Source organism: Marivita sp. (assembly GCF_020055675.1).
In the GTDB taxonomy this organism is placed as follows: domain Bacteria; phylum Pseudomonadota; class Alphaproteobacteria; order Rhodobacterales; family Rhodobacteraceae; genus Marivita.
This window is the reverse complement of record NZ_JAIPUS010000005.1, coordinates 37,934-55,437: the sequence shown is the minus strand read 5'-3', so window position 1 is coordinate 55,437 and position 17,504 is coordinate 37,934. Positions and strand designations below refer to the sequence as shown.

The following is a 17,504-nucleotide window of genomic DNA, read 5'->3' as shown; positions in this document are numbered from 1 at the left end:
GGTGAAACAGTTTCTGGTATTGACGCTGCTGATCGGCCTTCTCGTGGGAAGCTCTGCTTCGGCCCAGAGCTTTTCGCTCGACTTTGGCGAGAGCGGGTCGGTCACGGCGACCACCCTGCAACTTATCGCGCTGGTCACCGTGCTGAGCATCGCACCGGGAATCGTCATCACTGTGACATGTTTTCCATTCATCATCACGGTTTTGTCCATCTTGAGGCAGGCTATTGGTCTTCAGCAATCACCGCCGAACATGCTGATCGTGAGCATCGCGCTTTTCCTGACCTTCTTTGTCATGGAACCTGTCCTTCTCGATGCCTGGGCCCTCGGGATTGATCCGCTATTGAATGATGAGCTGGGCACCGAAGAGGCGTTTGAACGGGGGTTCCAGCCGTTTCGCGTGTTCATGGCGGCGCAGGTCGATCCCGATACATTTGCGATACTCGGACAGCTCAGGAGCGATCTGATCCTGGAGCCGCCCAATGCTGACACGCCTCTTTCAATTCTGGTTTCCTCTTTCTTGCTATCCGAACTGTCGCGCGCATTTCAGGTCGGTTTCATGATCTTCCTGCCGTTCCTCATCATCGACTTGGTGGTGGCGGCGGTCCTCATGTCGATGGGGATGATGATGGTTCCACCAGCGATCGTGTCTTTGCCGTTCAAGCTGGCGTTTTTCGTGGTGGCGAATGGCTGGGCCTTGGTCGCGCAAAGCCTTGTGCGGTCCTACCAATAGATCACCGGCGGAACGATCCGCTGCGGTAGCCTGCGGTGTCAAAGTGGAAATGGTCCCGGTGGAAGCGGTTCGACTCCGGGCCGAGGACCGTGCCAAAAACCCCGCAGGCGCGGTCGTGCATCTTGCACAGGATCGAGCCGGTTCCGCGCCGGTCCCAATCACGCAGCAAGGTAAGTCGGGTCCCATCCCGCAACTGAAAGCCCGTGATGTCGGCCGCGCGGCCCTTGCCGTGTTCACTGATCTTCGCGCCCGGCGCGTGCCTGTGGTCTCAATGAGGTTTCAGGACCCGCCAGACACGCGTGGGATACGGTCACCAGTACAAACCAAGGCACTGATCAACCGCATGCCATTTCTTTATCTTGAGCGCCCAAAGTCGGGAGCCGCCGTGTCCTGCCCCGCTTCGATGATACCACGTCGGATTGCCCGGGTGCGTGTAAAATACTCATGCAGGAACGCACCATCGCCTTGTCGGATCGCCCGCTGAAGCGCGAACAACTCTTCTGTGAAGCGGCCGAGGATCTCGAGAGTGGCGTCCTTGTTCGTCAGGAACACGTCCCGCCACATGGTCGGATCAGACGCGGCAATCCGCGTGAAGTCCCGGAAACCTGCGGCGGAATACTTGATCACTTCGCTATCGGTCACGCGACGCAGATCATCGGCAACGCCGACCATGGTATAGGCGATGAGGTGCGGACAATGCGAGGTCACGGCAAGCACCAGATCGTGATGGTCTGGCTCCATCACGTCGGTGAACGATCCCAATCCTTCCCAGAACTGGCCCAGTCTGTCGATCGCCGCGGAATCGGTGCCTTCGGGAGGCACAAGCAGACACCAACGCTTGTCAAAAAGACTGGCGAACCCTGATTCGGGCCCGGAATGCTCGGTCCCGGCCAGCGGGTGCGCCGGAACGAAATGCACCGTTTCGGAAATATGTGGCGACACGTCCTCGATCACCTGCCGTTTGACCGATCCGACATCGGTCAGCGTGGCGCCGGGTTTGAGATGCGGCCCGATTTCCTTTGCGACCTGGCCCATGACACCGACCGGCACGGCCAGCACAACCAGGTCCGCGTCCTTTACGGCTTCGGCCGCGGTGTCACAGATCGTGTCGCACAGGCCGATCCGACGCGCGGTGTCGCGCGTTTCGGAGCTGCGCGCATAGCCGGTCACGTGACCGGCAAGCCCGTCCCGCTTCATCCCCCAGAACATTGACGACGCGATCAGGCCCAGCCCGATCAGGGCCACGCGGTCATAAATCGGGCTCATCGGGGACCTGCCTTGAACTGGCCGATTGCATGCGCCACGCGGCGGCAGCTCGCCTCGTCTCCGACGGTGATACGCAAGGCGTTGGGCAAATTGTACGACCCGACCTGACGCACGATCAGACCCTGTTTCTGGAGGTAAAGGTTACAGGCGTCTGCTTCGGCTTCATCGGAGAGCCGGGCAAGAATGAAGTTCGCCATGGACGTGTCGGACGGTACCCCGTGTTCGGCAAGCGCCTCGGCCAGCCAACTGCGCATGCGCGTGTTCTCGAGGCGACATTTTTCGACATAGGCGGTATCCCGCACAGCCGCCTCGGCCGCGGCGAGTGCGGTGCCGGACAGGTTGAATGGGCCACGCACGCGGTTGAGCACATCTATGACGTCTCGCGGGCCATAGCCCCACCCGATGCGTAGACCGCCCAGCCCATAGATCTTCGAAAATGTGCGCGTCATCACGACATTGTCCCGCGCATGAACAAGCTTGGCCCCACCGTCATAGCCATCGACGAATTCGGCATAGGCCCCGTCCAGAACCAGCAAGGCCTGCGGTGGCAGGTTTTCGGCCAGACGTTCAACCTCGGCCAGACCGATCATGGTGCCGGTCGGGTTGTTCGGATTGGCAACAAACACCAGCCGCGTCTTGTCCGTACATGCAGACAGGATCGCGTCTACATCGGTGACGCGCTCCTGCTCGGCCACCTCGACCGGGGTGGCCCCGGCGGCCAGGGCACAGATCTTGTAAAGCGCGAAGCCGTGTTCGGTGTGGATCACCTCGTCACCCGGCCCGGCATAAGCCTGACACAGGAAGGTGATGATCTCGTCCGAGCCAACGCCGCAGATGATCTGGTCGGGCTCCAATCCGTGCACCTCGGCAATGGCCGTGCGCAGGCCGGCATGGTCGGTGGACGGATATCTATGCAGGTCCAGAACGGACCGGCGCACCGCCTCCTGCGCAGCCGGGCTTGGCCCGAACGGATTTTCGTTCGAGCTGAGTTTCACCACGTTGGATACGCCGTCGACATGGGATTTTCCGCCAACATACAGCGCGATATCCATGATGCCGGGTTGTGGAGTGATCTTGGTCATCTGTGCCTCCGATATGCCCAACGGTTTAGCGGTGCTGCCGGCCAAGGGAAAGCGACAAACCAACCCAGTCTTGGGTTAAAGCAACCCGGACGCCCGAGACGGGCGGATTTGGACGGCACCCGAACGCAGCTGTCCAGTGGCCAGGGCGCTTGGGTGCCCCAGCGTGATCAGCTTTGCCGATATGTCGGATGAAACCGCTGCGCAGGGGACGGGGTGAACACCTCGCACCCGTCAGAAGTGATCCCGATTGAATGCTCGAATTGTGCGGACAGGGATTTGTCGCGTGTCACAGCGGTCCAATCATCGGCAAGCACCTTGGTTTCAGGGCGTCCCAGGTTGACCATCGGTTCGATGGTAAAGAACATGCCCTCTTCGAGCCGCGGGCCCGTACCGGCGCGCCCGTAATGCAGGACGTTGGGCGGCGCGTGGAACACCCGGCCAAGCCCATGACCGCAGAAGTCGCGGACCACGGACATGCGGTTCGCCTCCACAAAGGTCTGGATCGCATGGCCGATGTCGCCGAAGGTGTTGCCCGGCCTCGCAGCCTCGATCCCGTGGAACAGGGCGTCGTGTGTGACCTGGATCAGCCGCTCAGCCTTGCGGCTCAGCTTGCCGGCAACATACATGCGGCTTGTGTCGCCAAACCAGCCATCGACGATTACCGTCACGTCAATGTTCAGTATGTCGCCGTCTTTCAGCTTTTTATCGCCGGGGATGCCGTGACAGACAACATGATTCACGCTGATGCAGCTCGCGTGCTGATAGCCCTTGTAGCCAATCGTGGCCGAGGTTGCGCCGGCGTCTTCAACCCGCATGCGGATGAAATCATCTATGGCTTCTGTTGTTTGCCCCACATCGATCAAGTCCGCCACATCATCAAGAATGCGCGCGGCCAGATCTCCGGCCTTGCGCATCCCGGCGAAATCGGACGGCTCGTGAATGCGGATACCTTCGCGTGTCAGGCGACCGTCAGCATTGGTAAACAAGGTCGAACTCCGATAGTATTTTTTGCGAGTATTAGACCGCCGAACCGGATTTTGCCAGAGGGCGGTTTCACGCAGGTTCAGGCGCGATCATCCGCATTGGGTCACCGAGCGTTATCGCATCGGGTGTGATCTTGCAGCCAATCGCGATGGTTTCGACGCCCGCCCGCGTCCCGCGCAGCCAGGCAGCTGCATAGGCCGGGTCGATATCACGGGCCAGCGTCAGGCGGTCACAATCGGTGCGTTGCACGAGATACAGCATGACGGCGCGGTGGCCAAGGCGGGTCATTTCAGTCAACTCGTGCAGATGTTTCGTACCGCGCGCCGTGACGCTGTCAGGGAATTCGGCAAGCCCGGTCTGGCGCATCAGGGTGACGGATTTCACCTCGACATAGGTGTCCGGCAGGCCGATTTGCGACAGGAGAAAATCGATCCGGCTCTTTTCGCCATAGGGCACCTCGGCGCGCAGGGTGTCATGACCGGTCAGACCCGGCACCTCTTGCGCCTCGAGCGCGCTGCGCAGCATCCGGTTCGGGACCGCCGTATCGACCCCGGTGAAATGACCGTTGCCATGTTCGACAAGCCGCCATCCGAACTTGAGCTTTTTCTTCGGATCGTCGTTCGGCTCCAGCCACACCCGGCTCCCTGGAACGGCCAGTCCCGTCATCGATCCGGGATTGGCGCAATGCGCCGTGACCTGCTGCCCATCCTCAAGGGTCACGTCGGCCAGGAACCGTTTGTACCGTCGGACCAGGACACCGGGAACAAGAGGGGTTTGAAAGCGCATGGTCGCCGCCTATACCTGACAAAAATGAAGGTTCAAGGAGACAGACATGCCCAATCCAAGCGCGGCCATGCTGGTGATCGGCGACGAAATCCTGTCGGGCCGCACGCGTGACGCAAACATGCACCACCTGGCGCAGGAGCTGACGAAAGTGGGCATCGACTTGCGCGAGGTGCGGATTGTCAGCGATGACCGGGCGGCCATCGTGTCAGCCCTGACCGACCTGCGCGAAAGATATGGCACGGTCATTACCTCGGGTGGTATCGGGCCAACGCATGATGACATTACCGCCGATTGCGTTGCGGAAGCCTTCGGTGTGCACATTGACGTGCGCGACGACGCCCGCGATCTGCTTCAAGCCTATTACACCAGCAGCGGCAAAGAGTTCAACGATGCCCGCAAGCGTATGGCGCGCATCCCCGATGGGGCGACACTGATCGAAAATCCGGTGTCTGTCGCGCCGGGGTTCTCCATCGGCAACGTGCATGTCATGGCTGGCGTGCCGACGGTTTTCCAGGCGATGGTCGCCAGTGTCATTCCAACGTTGACAGGCGGTGCGCCGATCCTGTCGCAAACCCTGCGCGTGGATCGCGGCGAAGGCGATATCGCAGGTCCATTGGCCCAGATCGCGCAGGAATTTCCCGATCTGTCGTTCGGGTCCTACCCTTTTCAGCAGAACGGCGCGTATGGCTCGAATGTTGTCGTGCGCGGCACCGACGGCGGCCAAGTGGATCATGCGATGTCGCGGCTGGTCGACATGTTTGGCGTGTGAGACCCGACATCCAGACCCTGTACGCCGTGACAGAGGCGACATGGCCCCCGGCCGACAGGCTGCCCGCTGGTCCGTGGATACTGCGCAATGGGGCCGGAGGTGGAAAGCGGGTCAGTGCCGCGACGGCTGCTGGTGATTGGCGTGAAGAGGATTTGGCAGCGGCGGAAACCGCGATGCGGATGCTGGGGCAGGATGCATTGTTCATGATCCGCGCGGGCGAAACGGCCTTGGACGCCGCGTTGGACGCGCGCGGATACAAGATCGTCGATCCGGTGAATCTTTGGCTCTGCCCGATCGATCGTTTGACGGACAAAACCGTGCCCCGCGTCACCGCCTTCGCTGTATGGGAACCTTTGGCGATCATGCGTGACATTTGGGCCACCGGTGGCATCGGCCGCGACCGAATCGCCGTGATGGACCGGGCTGACGCGCCCAAAACGGGCCTGCTCGGACGGATCAACGACAAACCCGCCGGCGCCGCCTATTGCGCGATTTGGGAGGGGATCGCGATGGCGCACGCGCTCGAAATCACGCCGCAAAATCGGCGAAAGGGCCTCGCAGCCTGGATCATGCGGCAGGCGGCGCATTGGGCCAAGGCCAATGGGGCGGTTTGGATGAGCGTGCTTTGCACACAGGCAAACGACGGTGCCAATGGGCTCTACGCTTCCCTCGGCATGCAGGTTGTGGGACAGTACCACTACCGCATTTGCCCAACACGAGCGAAACCGCATGACCAAAGACACACGTCCGACGGCACTTAACCTGCCGATCGCGGAACCGCTCCCGCCGGAGACGCAAGCCTACTTCGATGTCTGTCAGGACAAGCTGGGCATGGTGCCTAACGTGCTGCGCGCCTATGCCTTCGATATCGACAAGCTCAACGCCTTCACCGCGATGTATAACGACCTGATGCTCGCTGGCAGCGGGCTGAGCAAACTGGAGCGCGAGATGATCGCGGTGGTCGTCAGTTCGATCAACAAATGTTTCTATTGCCTCACCGCGCATGGTGCTGCCGTGCGTGCGTTATCCGGTGATCCGAAACTGGGCGAAATGCTCGTGATGAATTGGCGCGTGGCGGCTCTCGATCTCCGCCAGCGTGCGATGTTGGCCTTTGCCGAGAAGGTCACGAAAACCAGCGCCGAAGTTGCCGAGATCGACCGCGCGGCGCTGCGCGAGGCGGGCTTTTCCGATCGCGACATCTGGGACATCGTGACCGTTGCCGCCTTCTTCAACATGACCAACCGCGTGGCCAGTGCCACCGATATGCGCCCCAATGACGAGTATCACGCTCAGTCGCGCTGACCGGGCGGCACTGGGGCTTGCCGCTCTGCTGGCCGTGTCCAGCCCCGTGGCAGCGCTTGAGCTGGCCCTGCCCATCGGCGCGCGGGAGACCGTGTCGCGGGTCACAGCCGCGGGCAGTTATGATCTTCCCATCGCGCCCTGGACCGAGAGCAAGGGCGTGCCGGTAGCAACGCTGGAAGGCGAAGTGCGGCGCACGGCGTGGCGTGTTTCCGGCGCGGGCATCACAACCGGACAGGTTATGCTTCCGATCCGCGACCAGCTCGAGGAGGACGGCTTTGAAATCATCTTCGAGTGTATCGCGCGCAATTGTGGCGGCTTCGACTTCCGCTTTGGTATCGACGTCCTGCAGGCACCGAACATGTATGTCGATCTTACGGACTATCGCTTCCTTTCGGCCAAGTCCGCGGACGCGACACAGGCGCTTGGCCTTCTCGTCAGCCGTGACGGCGGAACCGTTTTCGTGCAACTGATCGAGGTTGGCCCACCGGGACGTCCCGCCATATCGGTCACGGATGCGCCTGCCATGGCCATCCCGGAAGAGGTGGGTGATGTGGTGGCCCAACTGGAACGTGCGGGCCATGTTGTTCTGGCCGATCTCGATTTTGCGAGCGGCGCAGCCGCGCTTGGCGGTGGCCCGGTACAATCTCTGGATGCGGTGGCGTCCTATCTGGTGTCCAACCCGGAACGCCAGATCACGTTTGTCGGCCATACCGATGCCACGGGATCGCTCGAGGCCAATGTTGCCTTGTCGCGCAAGCGCGCCCAAGCGGTCCGCGCTTACGTCGTCTCGCGTGGGGTGGCGCCGACGCAAGTATTATCTGACGGGGTCGGCTACCTGTCGCCCCGTGCCACGAACCTTACGGTCGCCGGACGCGAGGCGAACCGCCGGGTCGAGGCGGTTCTGACCCCGGCCGAATAAGCGGGGCCGAACGCGGCCCCGCCCGATGTGGGCTTAAGACGCCAGCTTGGCCTTGCGCAGGTACGGCAGGACGGTATCGATCTTGCCATATTTGGCGATGGCGTCCGCATCGCTGACCGAGGTCGGCACGATCACGTCCTGGCCCACGGTCCAGTTCGCCGGCGTCGCCACGTTCTCCCGCGCCGAGGTCTGAAGCGCGTCCAGCGCCCGAAGCACTTCGGCAAAGTTCCGACCCACCGTCATCGGATAGGTCATCGACAGCTTCAGCTTCTTGTCCGGCCCGATGATGAACACCACGCGCACGGTGGCGCTGTCCGCCGGTGTGCGGCCATCAGGCAGCGCGTATTCGGCGGGCAGCATGTCAAACGCCTTGGCCACGGTCAGATCCTCGTCGGCGATGATCGGAAAGCCCGCCTTGGACCCGGAGGTCGATTCGATGTCGCCCTTCCATTTCTTGTGGTCTTCGACACCGTCGACGGAAATACCCATCACCTTGGTGCCGCGCTTTTCCCATTCGTCGGCCAGTTGCGCCACGGCGCCGAATTCGGTGGTGCAGACGGGGGTGAAATCCTTTGGATGCGAAAACAGGATGGCCCAGCTATCGCCGATCCAGTCATGCAATTGCAGTGTGCCCTGGTCGGTTTCGACGGTCAGGTTCGGAATTTCGTCATTGATGCGCAGGCTCATGAAATCGCCTCCTTTTGCAGGTTTCAGTCGTCATTTACATATGCAGAGCATCTGATGTTTGCACCCCTTGCGACCCCATTTGGGGGGTGACACAGTGTCGTCTGAAATCCTCGACAGGGAGATACACAGATGATCGAGAAACGCCAGTTCTACATCAACGGCGAATGGGTGGACTGCATGGAGGGTCGGGAGCACCACGTCATCGATCCGTCCACCGAGGAACCCTGCGCGGTGATTTCCCTGGGTGGTGCAGCCGATACGGATGCCGCCGTGGCCGCCGCAAAAGCCGCATTGCCCGGCTGGATGGCCACGCCGCCCGCCGAGCGCATCGGTTGCCTGGAACGACTGCTCGACATCTACAAATCGCGCAGCACGGATATGGGGCAGGCCATCAGCATGGAGATGGGCGCCCCCGTTGATCTTGCCCGCACCAGCCAGGCCGGCGCCGGCGCGTTCCACTTGCAGAACTTCATCGACGCCGCCAAATCCTTCGACTTCGATCGCCCCCTTGGCGATCACGCGCCGAACGATCGGATCATCTACGAGGCGGTAGGCGTTTGCGCGCTCATCACGCCGTGGAACTGGCCGATGAACCAGGTCACGCTCAAGGTCGGCGCGGCTGCCGTCGCGGGCTGCACGATGGTGCTGAAACCGTCCGAGGAAAGCCCCCTCAATGCCCTTCTGTTCGCCGAAATGGTGCATGAGGCCGGGTTCCCGCCGGGGGTGTTCAACCTCGTGAACGGGGATGGCGCTGGTGTTGGCAGTCAGCTTTCGGCGCATCCCGATATCGACATGGTCAGCTTCACTGGCTCGTCGCGGGCAGGCAAGCTGATCTCGAAATCCGCCGCCGACACGCTCAAACGGGTTCATCTCGAACTGGGCGGCAAGGGCGCCAACCTGATCTTCGCCGATGCCGACGAAAAGGCTGTCAAACGCGGTGTGTTGCACATGATGAACAACACCGGCCAGTCCTGCAACGCGCCCAGCCGCATGCTGGTTGAAGCGTCAATCTATGATCGTGTCGTTGAAGAAGCGGGCGAGATCGCTGCACAGGTCAGCGTTGGCCCCGCCGCGCAGGAAGGCCGCCATATCGGCCCGGTCGTCAATGCAATGCAGTGGCAGAAAGTCCAGGACCTGATCCAGACCGGCATCGACGAAGGCGCCCGGTTGGTCACCGGTGGTACCGGCCGCCCCGAAGGTCTGAACAAGGGCTACTATGTCCGACCCACGGTCTTTGCCGATGTCACCAACGACATGACGATCGCGCGCGAGGAGATCTTCGGCCCGGTCTTGTCGATCCTGAAATTCGACACCGAGGAAGACGCGGTCGAGATCGCCAACGACACGGTTTATGGGCTGACCAACTATGTTCAGTCCCAGGATGACGCCCGGCGCCACCGCATGGCCCGCCAATTGCGCGCGGGCATGGTTGAGATGAATGGTCAAAGCCGGTCGGCCGGCGCGCCGTTCGGCGGCATGAAGCAATCGGGCAATGGCCGCGAAGGCGGCGTCTGGGGAATAGAGGACTTTCTTGAAGTCAAGGCGGTCTCCGGCTGGGCCGCCGAGTGATCGGGACGGGTCTGAAAAGGCGCAGAGTTCTTGCGTCTTCTCTTTCCAGATATGCTATCCGCGCAGTCTCTGGCTGCGCGGATCGGACGCGTCGGTGCCCAAAAACAGTCAGAACGGCGGCTTTGCCCGGAATTTGACACCGGCACCGCCATCCGGATGGCGAAACCGCAATTCTAGCGCATGCAACATCATCCGCGGATAGGCCTCCGCTGTTTCGGGCGCATAAAGCGGATCGCCAAGGATCGGATGCCCAAGCGCCAACATATGCACCCGCAACTGGTGGCTGCGCCCGGTTCGCGGGTAGAGCTGCACCCGGCTTTCTGCATCCGACGCCCGCATCACCCGCCACTCGGTGAGCGCCGGTTTTCCGGCTTGGTGATCGACTTTCTGCAGCGGCCGGTTCGGCCAATCCACGATCAGAGGCAGATCGATTGTTCCGGTTTTCCGCGCCAATCGCCCCGCCACGCGCGCCAGGTAAGTTTTTTTCGTGTACCGTTTCTCGAATTGCAGCCCCAGATGCCGCTGCGCATGGGCCGTGAGCGCAAAAACCATCACCCCTGATGTGTCCCGATCCAGCCGATGCACCAGCAGAACCTGCGGATAGGCCACCTCCAGCCTGGCAATCAGGCAATCTGCCAGCTGGGCTCCCTTGCCAGGTACAGAGAGCAAGCCTGCCGGCTTGTTGACAACGAGGATCTCGTGGTCCGCGTAAAGCAGATCCAATGGCGTGTCAGGTGGCGTGTAATCGGTCATGATGCGGGTCTACGCAGCTTGTAGAGGCGGGACAAGCATTCCTGTTTTCGGACGAAAACAGGAACGGGGCACAAGCGTTCCCTCCCGGTTGATCACATCGCCGCTTGTCGATCAGCGGCTTTCGGGGCACGATTTGTTCTGAACAAGGCGCGGACTGTCAATCGAGGGCAAGACGGAGGGCAAGCCCGCCGAACACGAGCGCGGCGGCTTTGTTGAGCCGGCGGGACGCCCGGGTGAGGCGGCTGGCGAGGAACCCAGCGAAGGCCCCGAGCAGGCAGTAAGCGGCAAGCTCTCCCAGCGCCAGCAATGTCCCGAGCAGAAGGATTTGCTGCCAGATGGGGCCGATGGTCGGATCGGCGAATTGTGGCAGGAAAGCCAGGACGAAGAGGCCGACCTTCGGGTTGAGGATATTGGTCAGAAAGCCTCGGCGCAGGGCGCGCCAAGTGTCGCCACGGCCGTGTCGGCGGGCCGGGTCGGTGGTATCGGTCCAGCTGTGCCAGGCCAGCCAGAGCAGGTAAGCGGCCCCGGCGTAGCGCAGCACGTCATAGGCGATCGGGTAGGTGACCAGAAGAACGGCAAGGCCGGCGGCGGCGATGAGGACATGTCCCATGACCCCGAAGCCGATTCCCGCCGCTGCGGCGATGCCGGAGCGCGCGCCCCCGCGCAGGCCGCTGGCCAGGGTGAACATCATGTCGGCCCCCGGCGTGATATAAAGCAGCAGGGCCGCGCCCATGAGGGTGATATAGGTCAGGGGCGGGATCGCGGCGGCAAGCTCGAGCATGGATCAGCTCCTGTTGGATCGCGCGGGAGAGCCCGCATCGATCGTGGCCGTTTGATATTGCAAGGACCGCCTTGGTGCATCGCGTCCAAGCGTCCGAAGACGTTCCGTCGCCGTTATCGGATGGCGGCTCGAAGGCCGGTCTGCTGGTTTCATGCGATCAGTCTTGCAGCGGCCCGCCGGGTAAGCAAGACGCGTGTCCCGTGATACAGCACGCACCCAAAGCGGTATTCGCCGTGCCGCGACAACGCGCTCTTTGCAACGGTTGGCGTGTCGGACCTCTGTGCCAGGGTCATGCAACGGGCGCAAAGACCGATTTCAGGATATCGGCGAGGGCATCGGCATCCGCGGGCGCGAACGCATCGGGTTGGTCGCTGTCGATATCGAATACGCCCAACAGGCGGTTCTTTGCATTCCAGACCGGTAAAACAAGTTCCGACCGCGTGCTTGACGCGCAGGCGATATGGCCGGGGAAGGAGCCGACATCCGGGACAAGCTGTATTTCCCCCGAACGGGCCGCCGCGCCGCAAACGCCGCGCGAAAAGGGGATCTGCAAGCAGCCGTGACCGCCTTGATAAGGGCCGATCTTGAGCATTTGCGGGCCTGTGACCCGGTAAAAGCCTGTCCAGTCGAAGCGATCATCTGAATGATGCACTTCGCAAACGACCGTGGCCATGAGAGCGACCGCGTCGGTTTCACCCTTGGTGAGAGACGCAATCGTTTTTGCAAGCGTTGGATAATCCGTCATGTTGCCCCGCGCGGGAGCCCGCCCCACGTCCCCAAGTTGTTTTCAGCCCCAAAAGAAAAAAGGCCGTTCGGTTGCGATCGCGGTGCCTTCGCCGCCACTCATGCAAATCGCGGCAATGCCGCGCGTCAGACCCCGCGTTTCAAGCGCGTTGAGCAATGTGACAATGATCCGCGCGCCCGAGGCGCCGATCACCGGCCCGTGCCCGATCCGTGCGCAATTGCGCAACTTTGACAGCAGGTATGGCGCATTTGTCGTAGAGTCCATGCCGCACCAGTGATTGCAACATCAGGCACCTGGTCTTTCGTTTAAACGTCTTGGGTTTGCATACCGTATGGTAAGGATTGGCGTCTAGGGTGACCGGCGCAACAAACCCCCGAGGCATTATGGACCTGCACGTCGACACCTATCCCACCGCCACCGTCATCCGGGTGAACGCCCCGCGTATCGATGCGCCCGTCGCGCTCCAGTTCAAGGAGGAGATGCGTCATCTGACACTTCGACAAGAGGGGCGGTTCATCCTCGACCTCGAACAGGTGGAATTTATCGATTCGAGTGGTCTTGGCGCGGTTGTCGCGTCGATGAAGCAATTGCGCCCGGGGCAAAGCCTTGATCTCGCGGCATTGCAGCCGATCGTTCAAAAGGTGTTTCGCTTGACACGGATGGACACGGTGTTTGCGATCCACGAGACGGCGGATCAGGCAATTGGCACAAAGAAACGCTGACGCCGACCTCTTGCTGCAACTGTGCCTGCCGGCGCTCGACCCCGTCACGCCGGAAATCCTGTCGCGGATCCAGATGGCTTTGGTGGGGACGCGGGCCGAAACGGCGCAAGAAAATTTGTGGATTGTCGTGGCGGAAGCGCTCAACAATATCGCGGAACATGCGTATCCGACCTATGGTCTGGGAGCCGTTGCGCTGCGGTTGGAATTGACCGACTCCGTGCTGCGCGTGACGCTCGTGGATTGGGGGGTGGCGCTGCCGTTTGGCCGGGTGACGGATGGCACGGCGCCGGACCCCTCCGATCTGAGCGAAGGGGGATATGGCTGGTTGCTGATCCGGGCGCTGGTGCGCGACATCGGGTATCTGCGCGAGGGCGGACAGAATCGGTTGTCCATTATCCTGGACATCTGAGGGTGTCCTGGGTTTCGATTGCGCGGGCGCAGGTCCAATGGCTGCAATTTTGGCAGCCTTGTCTTCGAAATTGAAATAATCACGCTCTTCCAATGGGTTCTGTTGCGCGAAATTCCTCAAAGGTCGCAATAAGGCCGTATTCGCTCCGAACTTTGGTCGTGGTTTGAGGGGATATTGCAAGGGTAGCTGCTAATAGCTTCACCTCGGCGTCGCGCCATCAACAGCCCCCACCCAGCGTGCGGCGTCGAGGTACTCACCCCCCTCCTTGCTTGATGATGCGATTGACCTGACCGGTTGCCTGCCTATTGTGGCCGCAACTGATAGGGGGGTCTCCAATGCGTGATTTTCAGATGCCGGGCCGGTCCGCGGTGATGGCAACAGACGGCATGTGTGCCACGTCGCATCCCGTGGCAGCAGCGGCGGCCATCGACATCCTCAGGCGTGGCGGGAATGCCGTGGATGCCGCGATCGCGGGTGCGGTCCTCCTCGGGTTGGCAGAACCGGCGATGACCGGGATCGGCGGGGATTGCTTTGCGCTGGTCTCGCCTGCGGGAGGCGACGATGTCATCGGGGTGAACGGATCAGGGCGCGCTCCGGCGGCGGCGCAGGCACAAGATCTGCGCGCGCGGAAACTGGACGCGGTGCCGCTGCACGGTCCGGAGGCGGTGACCATCCCCGGCGCGGTTGATGCATTTTGTACCATGTCGGACCGCTGGGGACGGTTGGGCCTGGCTGGCAGCCTGGCCCCGGCCATTCACCTCATGGAGGCCGGATTGCCTGTGGCGGATCGCGTGGCCTGGGACTGGAGCCAGAGCGCGGGTCTTTTGCAGGGTCATGCGCGAACACATTTCCTGGACAACGGCCGGACGCCGACGCGGGGCGATCTGTTCCGCTTGCCGGGGCAGGCCGATGTGTTGAAGCGGATCGCCAAACAGGGACGTGACGGGTTTTACACCGGCGAGGTTGCCGAAGATATGCTGGCCACGCTGAATGCGCTGGGCGGCGTGCACACGGCGGCGGATTTCGCCGCGACCGAAGCCACGATCGGGGCGCCGATCAGCGGGACCTACAAGGGGCGCGAGCTGCTTGAGCATGCGCCGAACGGTCAGGGGGCTACGGCGATCCTGATGTTGAATATCCTGTCGCAGTTCGATCTTGCCGCGATGGATCCGTTCGGGGCGCAGCGCGCGCATATCGAGGCCGAGGCGACCAAGCTGGCCTATGACGCGCGTAACCGCTTCGTGGCTGACCCCGATCACATGACCCGGCTCGATCACATGCTGTCCATGGACACGGCAAAGCGGCTGGCGGCGCTGATCGACCCGAAGCGCGCAATGCCGGGGCCTGCGGCGCTGAGCGAAGCGGTGCACAAGGACACCATCTATATCACCGTGGTAGACAGGGACCGGATGGCGGTTTCCCTGATCTATTCGATCTTCCACGGGTTCGGGTCGGGCATCGCATCCGAGAAATTCGGAATCCTGTTCCAGAACCGCGGCGCCGGGTTCGCGCTGCAAGACGGGCATCCAAACGAGTACGGCGGCGGCAAGCGGCCGATGCACACGATCATTCCGGGGATGCTGCGGGATGCAGGCCGCGTGTCCATGCCCTTCGGTGTGATGGGCGGGCAATACCAATCGACAGGCCATGCGCGCGCGATCACCAACATGACCGATTACGGGCTGGATCCGCAGGCCGCATTGGATGCGCCACGCTGTTTCGCAGAGAACGGAAAGCTGATGATGGAGCGCGGCTACGGCGACGATGTCCGCACGGCGCTTGCACAGATGGGGCATGAGATCGAGACGCCGGAGGTTGCCATCGGCGGTGCGCAGGCCATCCTGATCCATGAAAGCGGCGTGCTGGAAGGGGCATCCGACCCGCGCAAGGACGGGTGCGCGATTGGGTATTGAGCGGGGGACGGCATTTCGAAATGCCGTCCCAAGCGGTTTCGAAACCGCTTGGGCGCCCGGTCAGTAGCTGTATTCGCGATAGATGCGGCTCAGGTCGCCGTTCCAGTCGCCCTTGTACCGGTCGATCAGTTCGTCGGCCAGCGTCTCTCCGGTCTCCACGCTTTCCTTCAAGGCGTTGAGGAAATGGGTCTCATCCGGTACGAGCCCGCCTGCTCCGGGATAAGCCCGGTTTGCCAGGCCGGCTTCGGAAATCCTGAGCGTCTCCTGGGCCAGCTCGCGCATGTCGATACCGTTCACCCTGGCCTGGAGCCCGTCGACGGAGGCGGCAACGCGCAAGCCTTCGCGGGTCTCGGCATCCCAGCCTTTCGCCAGGTCCCACGCCGCGTCGAGCGCCGTCTGGTCATAGGTCAGCCCGACCCAGAACGCCGGCAGGGCGCAGAGTCGCCGCCAAGGGCCACCATCGGCTCCGCGCATCTCGATGAATTTCTTGAGCCGGGCTTCGGGGAAGATCGTGGTCAGGTGATCCGCCCAATCCGACAGGGTGGGCATTTCGCCCGGCAGGGCGGGCAGTTCGCCCTTTAGAAAGTCGCGAAAGGACTGCCCCAGCGCATCGTGGTACACACCGTCGCGGTAGACGAAATACATCGGCACATCGAGCGCGTATTGCACCCAGGCTTCGAAGCCGAATCCCTCGTCGAAGACGAAGGGCAACATGCCGGTGCGCGCGTCATCCAGATGCCGCCATACCCGGCCCCGCCAGCTTTTGTGGCCGTTCAGCTTGCCCTCGAAGAACGGCGACGTCGCAAAGAGCGCGTTGGCCACGGGTTGCAGGGCCAGGGCGACGCGCATTTTCTGCACCATGTCCGGCTCGGATGAAAAGTCGAGGTTTACCTGAACTGTACAGGTGCGGCGCATCATGGTGGTGCCGGCGGTGCCGACTTTCTTCATGTAGCCGTCCATCAGCTTGTAGCGGCCCTTGGGCATGAGCGGCATCTCGTCATGGGTCCAGATCGGGGCGGCGCCGAGGCCGATGAAGCCGACACCGATCTTGTCGGAGATCGACTTCACGTCGCGCAGGTGATCGTTCACCTCGTCACAGGTCTGGTGAATGGTTTCGAGCGGCGCGCCCGAGAGTTCCAGCTGACCCCCCGGTTCGAGCGAGATATTCGCCCCGTCCTTTTCAAGGCCGATCAGATGGTCGCCTTCCATCACCGGTGCCCATCCGTGACCATCGCGCAAGCCCTTGAGTACGGCGAGGATCGAGCGGTCCCCCTCGAAGGGCAGGGGGCGCAGCGTATCCTTGCAGAAGCCGAATTTCTCGTGTTCGGTACCGATGCGCCAGTCTTGCTTGGGCTTGCAGCCCTCGGCAAGATATTGCGCGAGCTGATCGGGATGTTCGATCGGCCCGCCGCCGGTTTGGGGGATGGACATGGCGTGCCTCCGCTCGGCCTCGAGTATCAATTCGGCCAGCCTTGGGCCGGATTTCGCAGGGTGTCAATGCAGGCGCGCGATGCGTTTCTCAAGGTCTGATCTGCGCCACAGCACAATTGGCGCCGTGCCGTCATCATTCAAAGTGGCGGTGATGCGACCGGGGCTGAGACCCGGAAGGCTTGCGAAGGTGTCAAAGAGCATGTCGGCGCCTTCGGCGTTCACTGGGATGTGAAGGGCCGGTCCGGTGTCCTGCGCGATGATCCAGTGGCGTGGATGCTGTGTCGGGTCGAGCCGGATGGAGGTAATGGCCTCCAGATCGACCATGCCGCCGTCGAGCGGGCCGAAATAGCCGATGCGCCGCTCAACGATTTGCACGACACCGGGTCCGCCGCCGCCGATGCGGGCGCGGCCCCGTTGCAGCCCGGCAAAAAACAGCGCAGCCCCGAGAAAGAGCGCAAGATATCCGATATAGGTGAGCAAGCCCGGGCTGACACCGAACACCCAGTACAGACCCACCAGCATGACCGCCCCACCGATCAGCGCCTCGCGCCAGCGTTTCAAGGCGTCTTGGACATCGGGCCGGATAAAGCTCATCACGGGTTCCCCCGGGGGCCACATCCTTCCAAGGATGTGGGATTTTCGGTCGATCGAAAATG

At 62.1% G+C, this 17,504-nt stretch carries 20 protein-coding genes and 1 pseudogene; 9 read left to right on the top strand and 12 right to left on the bottom strand.

Annotated features, from left to right (window positions below; genetic code table 11):
- Nucleotide 1 precedes the first annotated feature (1 nt).
- Complete coding sequence (gene fliP, locus LCF59_RS05400) at nt 2-730, top strand: flagellar type III secretion system pore protein FliP (RefSeq protein WP_292286376.1); 729 nt, start codon at nt 2-4, stop codon at nt 728-730.
- A gap of 1 nt (nt 731) precedes the next feature.
- Here fliP and LCF59_RS05395 read toward each other — a convergent pair whose 3' ends face one another.
- The 5 genes from LCF59_RS05395 to sfsA form a co-directional block, all read right to left on the bottom strand.
- A complete protein-coding gene (locus tag LCF59_RS05395) occupies nt 732-938 on the bottom strand; it encodes an extensin family protein (RefSeq protein ID WP_367273354.1) in 207 nt (68 codons plus the stop codon).
- Nucleotides 939-1,084: 146 nt separating this feature from the next.
- The gene (locus LCF59_RS05390; RefSeq protein WP_292286360.1) at nt 1,085-1,996 is read right to left on the bottom strand and encodes a prephenate/arogenate dehydrogenase family protein; all 912 of its coding nucleotides are present in this window, start codon (nt 1,994-1,996) and stop codon (nt 1,085-1,087) included.
- The gene (hisC, locus tag LCF59_RS05385; protein ID WP_292286358.1) at nt 1,993-3,078 is read right to left on the bottom strand and encodes a histidinol-phosphate transaminase; all 1,086 of its coding nucleotides are present in this window, start codon (nt 3,076-3,078) and stop codon (nt 1,993-1,995) included. Before hisC ends, LCF59_RS05390 begins: the two co-directional genes overlap by 4 nt.
- A gap of 167 nt (nt 3,079-3,245) precedes the next feature.
- Complete coding sequence (gene map, locus LCF59_RS05380; RefSeq protein WP_292286356.1) at nt 3,246-4,064, bottom strand: type I methionyl aminopeptidase; 819 nt, start codon at nt 4,062-4,064, stop codon at nt 3,246-3,248.
- Nucleotides 4,065-4,131: 67 nt separating this feature from the next.
- Nucleotides 4,132-4,848, bottom strand: a complete 717-nt coding sequence (gene sfsA, locus LCF59_RS05375; protein ID WP_292286354.1) for a DNA/RNA nuclease SfsA — start codon at nt 4,846-4,848, stop codon at nt 4,132-4,134.
- Nucleotides 4,849-4,894: 46 nt separating this feature from the next.
- Here sfsA and LCF59_RS05370 point away from each other — a divergent pair, with 46 nt between their 5' ends.
- Genes LCF59_RS05370 through LCF59_RS05355 form a run of 4 tightly spaced genes read left to right on the top strand, consistent with a single transcriptional unit; the run spans nt 4,895 to nt 7,838 of the window.
- Complete coding sequence (locus LCF59_RS05370) at nt 4,895-5,617, top strand: molybdopterin-binding protein (RefSeq protein WP_292286352.1); 723 nt, start codon at nt 4,895-4,897, stop codon at nt 5,615-5,617.
- Nucleotides 5,614-6,378 carry a GNAT family N-acetyltransferase gene (locus LCF59_RS05365; protein ID WP_292286351.1) on the top strand — a complete coding sequence of 255 codons (765 nt, stop codon included), beginning with the start codon at nt 5,614-5,616 and terminating at the stop codon, nt 6,376-6,378. Before LCF59_RS05370 ends, LCF59_RS05365 begins: the two co-directional genes overlap by 4 nt.
- Nucleotides 6,347-6,919: a peroxidase-related enzyme gene (locus tag LCF59_RS05360; protein WP_292286350.1), complete on the top strand. Its 573-nt coding sequence runs from the start codon at nt 6,347-6,349 to the stop codon at nt 6,917-6,919. The genes LCF59_RS05365 and LCF59_RS05360 overlap by 32 nt, the downstream gene beginning before the upstream one ends.
- Nucleotides 6,891-7,838: an OmpA family protein gene (locus tag LCF59_RS05355; RefSeq protein ID WP_292286349.1), complete on the top strand. Its 948-nt coding sequence runs from the start codon at nt 6,891-6,893 to the stop codon at nt 7,836-7,838. The genes LCF59_RS05360 and LCF59_RS05355 overlap by 29 nt, the downstream gene beginning before the upstream one ends.
- A gap of 33 nt (nt 7,839-7,871) precedes the next feature.
- Here LCF59_RS05355 and LCF59_RS05350 read toward each other — a convergent pair whose 3' ends face one another.
- Nucleotides 7,872-8,525 carry a peroxiredoxin gene (locus tag LCF59_RS05350; RefSeq protein WP_292286347.1) on the bottom strand — a complete coding sequence of 218 codons (654 nt, stop codon included), beginning with the start codon at nt 8,523-8,525 and terminating at the stop codon, nt 7,872-7,874.
- A gap of 129 nt (nt 8,526-8,654) precedes the next feature.
- Between LCF59_RS05350 and LCF59_RS05345 the strand changes: the two genes are divergently transcribed.
- Nucleotides 8,655-10,094, top strand: a complete 1,440-nt coding sequence (locus LCF59_RS05345) for an aldehyde dehydrogenase family protein (RefSeq protein ID WP_292286345.1) — start codon at nt 8,655-8,657, stop codon at nt 10,092-10,094.
- A gap of 108 nt (nt 10,095-10,202) precedes the next feature.
- Here the strand turns inward: LCF59_RS05345 and LCF59_RS05340 are convergent, their stop codons facing one another.
- The 4 genes and pseudogenes from LCF59_RS05340 to LCF59_RS05325 all read right to left on the bottom strand — a co-directional run.
- Nucleotides 10,203-10,847: an RluA family pseudouridine synthase gene (locus LCF59_RS05340; protein ID WP_292286343.1), complete on the bottom strand. Its 645-nt coding sequence runs from the start codon at nt 10,845-10,847 to the stop codon at nt 10,203-10,205.
- A gap of 157 nt (nt 10,848-11,004) precedes the next feature.
- Entirely contained in the window at nt 11,005-11,628 is a 624-nt protein-coding gene (locus LCF59_RS05335; protein ID WP_292286342.1) for a LysE family translocator, read from the bottom strand.
- A 289-nt stretch (nt 11,629-11,917) separates the two neighbouring features.
- A complete protein-coding gene (locus LCF59_RS05330; RefSeq protein WP_292286340.1) occupies nt 11,918-12,373 on the bottom strand; it encodes a GAF domain-containing protein in 456 nt (151 codons plus the stop codon).
- A 42-nt stretch (nt 12,374-12,415) separates the two neighbouring features.
- Nucleotides 12,416-12,589 (bottom strand): annotated as a pseudogene (locus tag LCF59_RS05325) (hypothetical protein); the annotation flags it as partial.
- Between the two features lie 167 nt (nt 12,590-12,756).
- Between LCF59_RS05325 and LCF59_RS05320 the strand changes: the two are divergent.
- From LCF59_RS05320 to LCF59_RS05310, 3 genes are all read left to right on the top strand, one after another.
- Nucleotides 12,757-13,095 carry an STAS domain-containing protein gene (locus LCF59_RS05320; RefSeq protein WP_292286338.1) on the top strand — a complete coding sequence of 113 codons (339 nt, stop codon included), beginning with the start codon at nt 12,757-12,759 and terminating at the stop codon, nt 13,093-13,095.
- Nucleotides 13,076-13,504 carry an ATP-binding protein gene (locus LCF59_RS05315; protein WP_292286335.1) on the top strand — a complete coding sequence of 143 codons (429 nt, stop codon included), beginning with the start codon at nt 13,076-13,078 and terminating at the stop codon, nt 13,502-13,504. Before LCF59_RS05320 ends, LCF59_RS05315 begins: the two co-directional genes overlap by 20 nt.
- A 335-nt stretch (nt 13,505-13,839) precedes the next feature.
- Nucleotides 13,840-15,417 carry a gamma-glutamyltransferase family protein gene (locus LCF59_RS05310; protein ID WP_292286333.1) on the top strand — a complete coding sequence of 526 codons (1,578 nt, stop codon included), beginning with the start codon at nt 13,840-13,842 and terminating at the stop codon, nt 15,415-15,417.
- Nucleotides 15,418-15,477: 60 nt separating this feature from the next.
- Here LCF59_RS05310 and LCF59_RS05305 read toward each other — a convergent pair whose 3' ends face one another.
- Both LCF59_RS05305 and LCF59_RS05300 read right to left on the bottom strand, forming a co-directional pair.
- A complete protein-coding gene (locus tag LCF59_RS05305; protein ID WP_292286331.1) occupies nt 15,478-16,848 on the bottom strand; it encodes a glutamate--cysteine ligase in 1,371 nt (456 codons plus the stop codon).
- Between the two features lie 63 nt (nt 16,849-16,911).
- On the bottom strand, nt 16,912-17,442 hold the full coding sequence (locus LCF59_RS05300; protein WP_292286329.1) for a hypothetical protein: 531 nt from the start codon (nt 17,440-17,442) through the stop codon (nt 16,912-16,914).
- Nucleotides 17,443-17,504 lie beyond the last annotated feature (62 nt).

Coding starts and splice junctions, on each gene's coding strand:
- LCF59_RS05390 (WP_292286360.1), bottom strand. CDS start 1,996: ATGAGCCCGATTTATGACCGCGTGGCCCTGATCGGGCTGGGCCTGATC.
- LCF59_RS05300 (WP_292286329.1), bottom strand. CDS start 17,442: ATGAGCTTTATCCGGCCCGATGTCCAAGACGCCTTGAAACGCTGGCGC.
- LCF59_RS05350 (WP_292286347.1), bottom strand. CDS start 8,525: ATGAGCCTGCGCATCAATGACGAAATTCCGAACCTGACCGTCGAAACC.
- LCF59_RS05310 (WP_292286333.1), top strand. CDS start 13,840: ATGCGTGATTTTCAGATGCCGGGCCGGTCCGCGGTGATGGCAACAGAC.
- LCF59_RS05330 (WP_292286340.1), bottom strand. CDS start 12,373: ATGACGGATTATCCAACGCTTGCAAAAACGATTGCGTCTCTCACCAAG.
- LCF59_RS05360 (WP_292286350.1), top strand. CDS start 6,347: ATGACCAAAGACACACGTCCGACGGCACTTAACCTGCCGATCGCGGAA.
- sfsA (WP_292286354.1), bottom strand. CDS start 4,848: ATGCGCTTTCAAACCCCTCTTGTTCCCGGTGTCCTGGTCCGACGGTAC.
- LCF59_RS05355 (WP_292286349.1), top strand. CDS start 6,891: ATGACGAGTATCACGCTCAGTCGCGCTGACCGGGCGGCACTGGGGCTT.
- LCF59_RS05340 (WP_292286343.1), bottom strand. CDS start 10,847: ATGACCGATTACACGCCACCTGACACGCCATTGGATCTGCTTTACGCG.
- LCF59_RS05320 (WP_292286338.1), top strand. CDS start 12,757: ATGGACCTGCACGTCGACACCTATCCCACCGCCACCGTCATCCGGGTG.
- LCF59_RS05370 (WP_292286352.1), top strand. CDS start 4,895: ATGCCCAATCCAAGCGCGGCCATGCTGGTGATCGGCGACGAAATCCTG.
- hisC (WP_292286358.1), bottom strand. CDS start 3,078: ATGACCAAGATCACTCCACAACCCGGCATCATGGATATCGCGCTGTAT.
- LCF59_RS05345 (WP_292286345.1), top strand. CDS start 8,655: ATGATCGAGAAACGCCAGTTCTACATCAACGGCGAATGGGTGGACTGC.
- LCF59_RS05335 (WP_292286342.1), bottom strand. CDS start 11,628: ATGCTCGAGCTTGCCGCCGCGATCCCGCCCCTGACCTATATCACCCTC.
- LCF59_RS05305 (WP_292286331.1), bottom strand. CDS start 16,848: ATGTCCATCCCCCAAACCGGCGGCGGGCCGATCGAACATCCCGATCAG.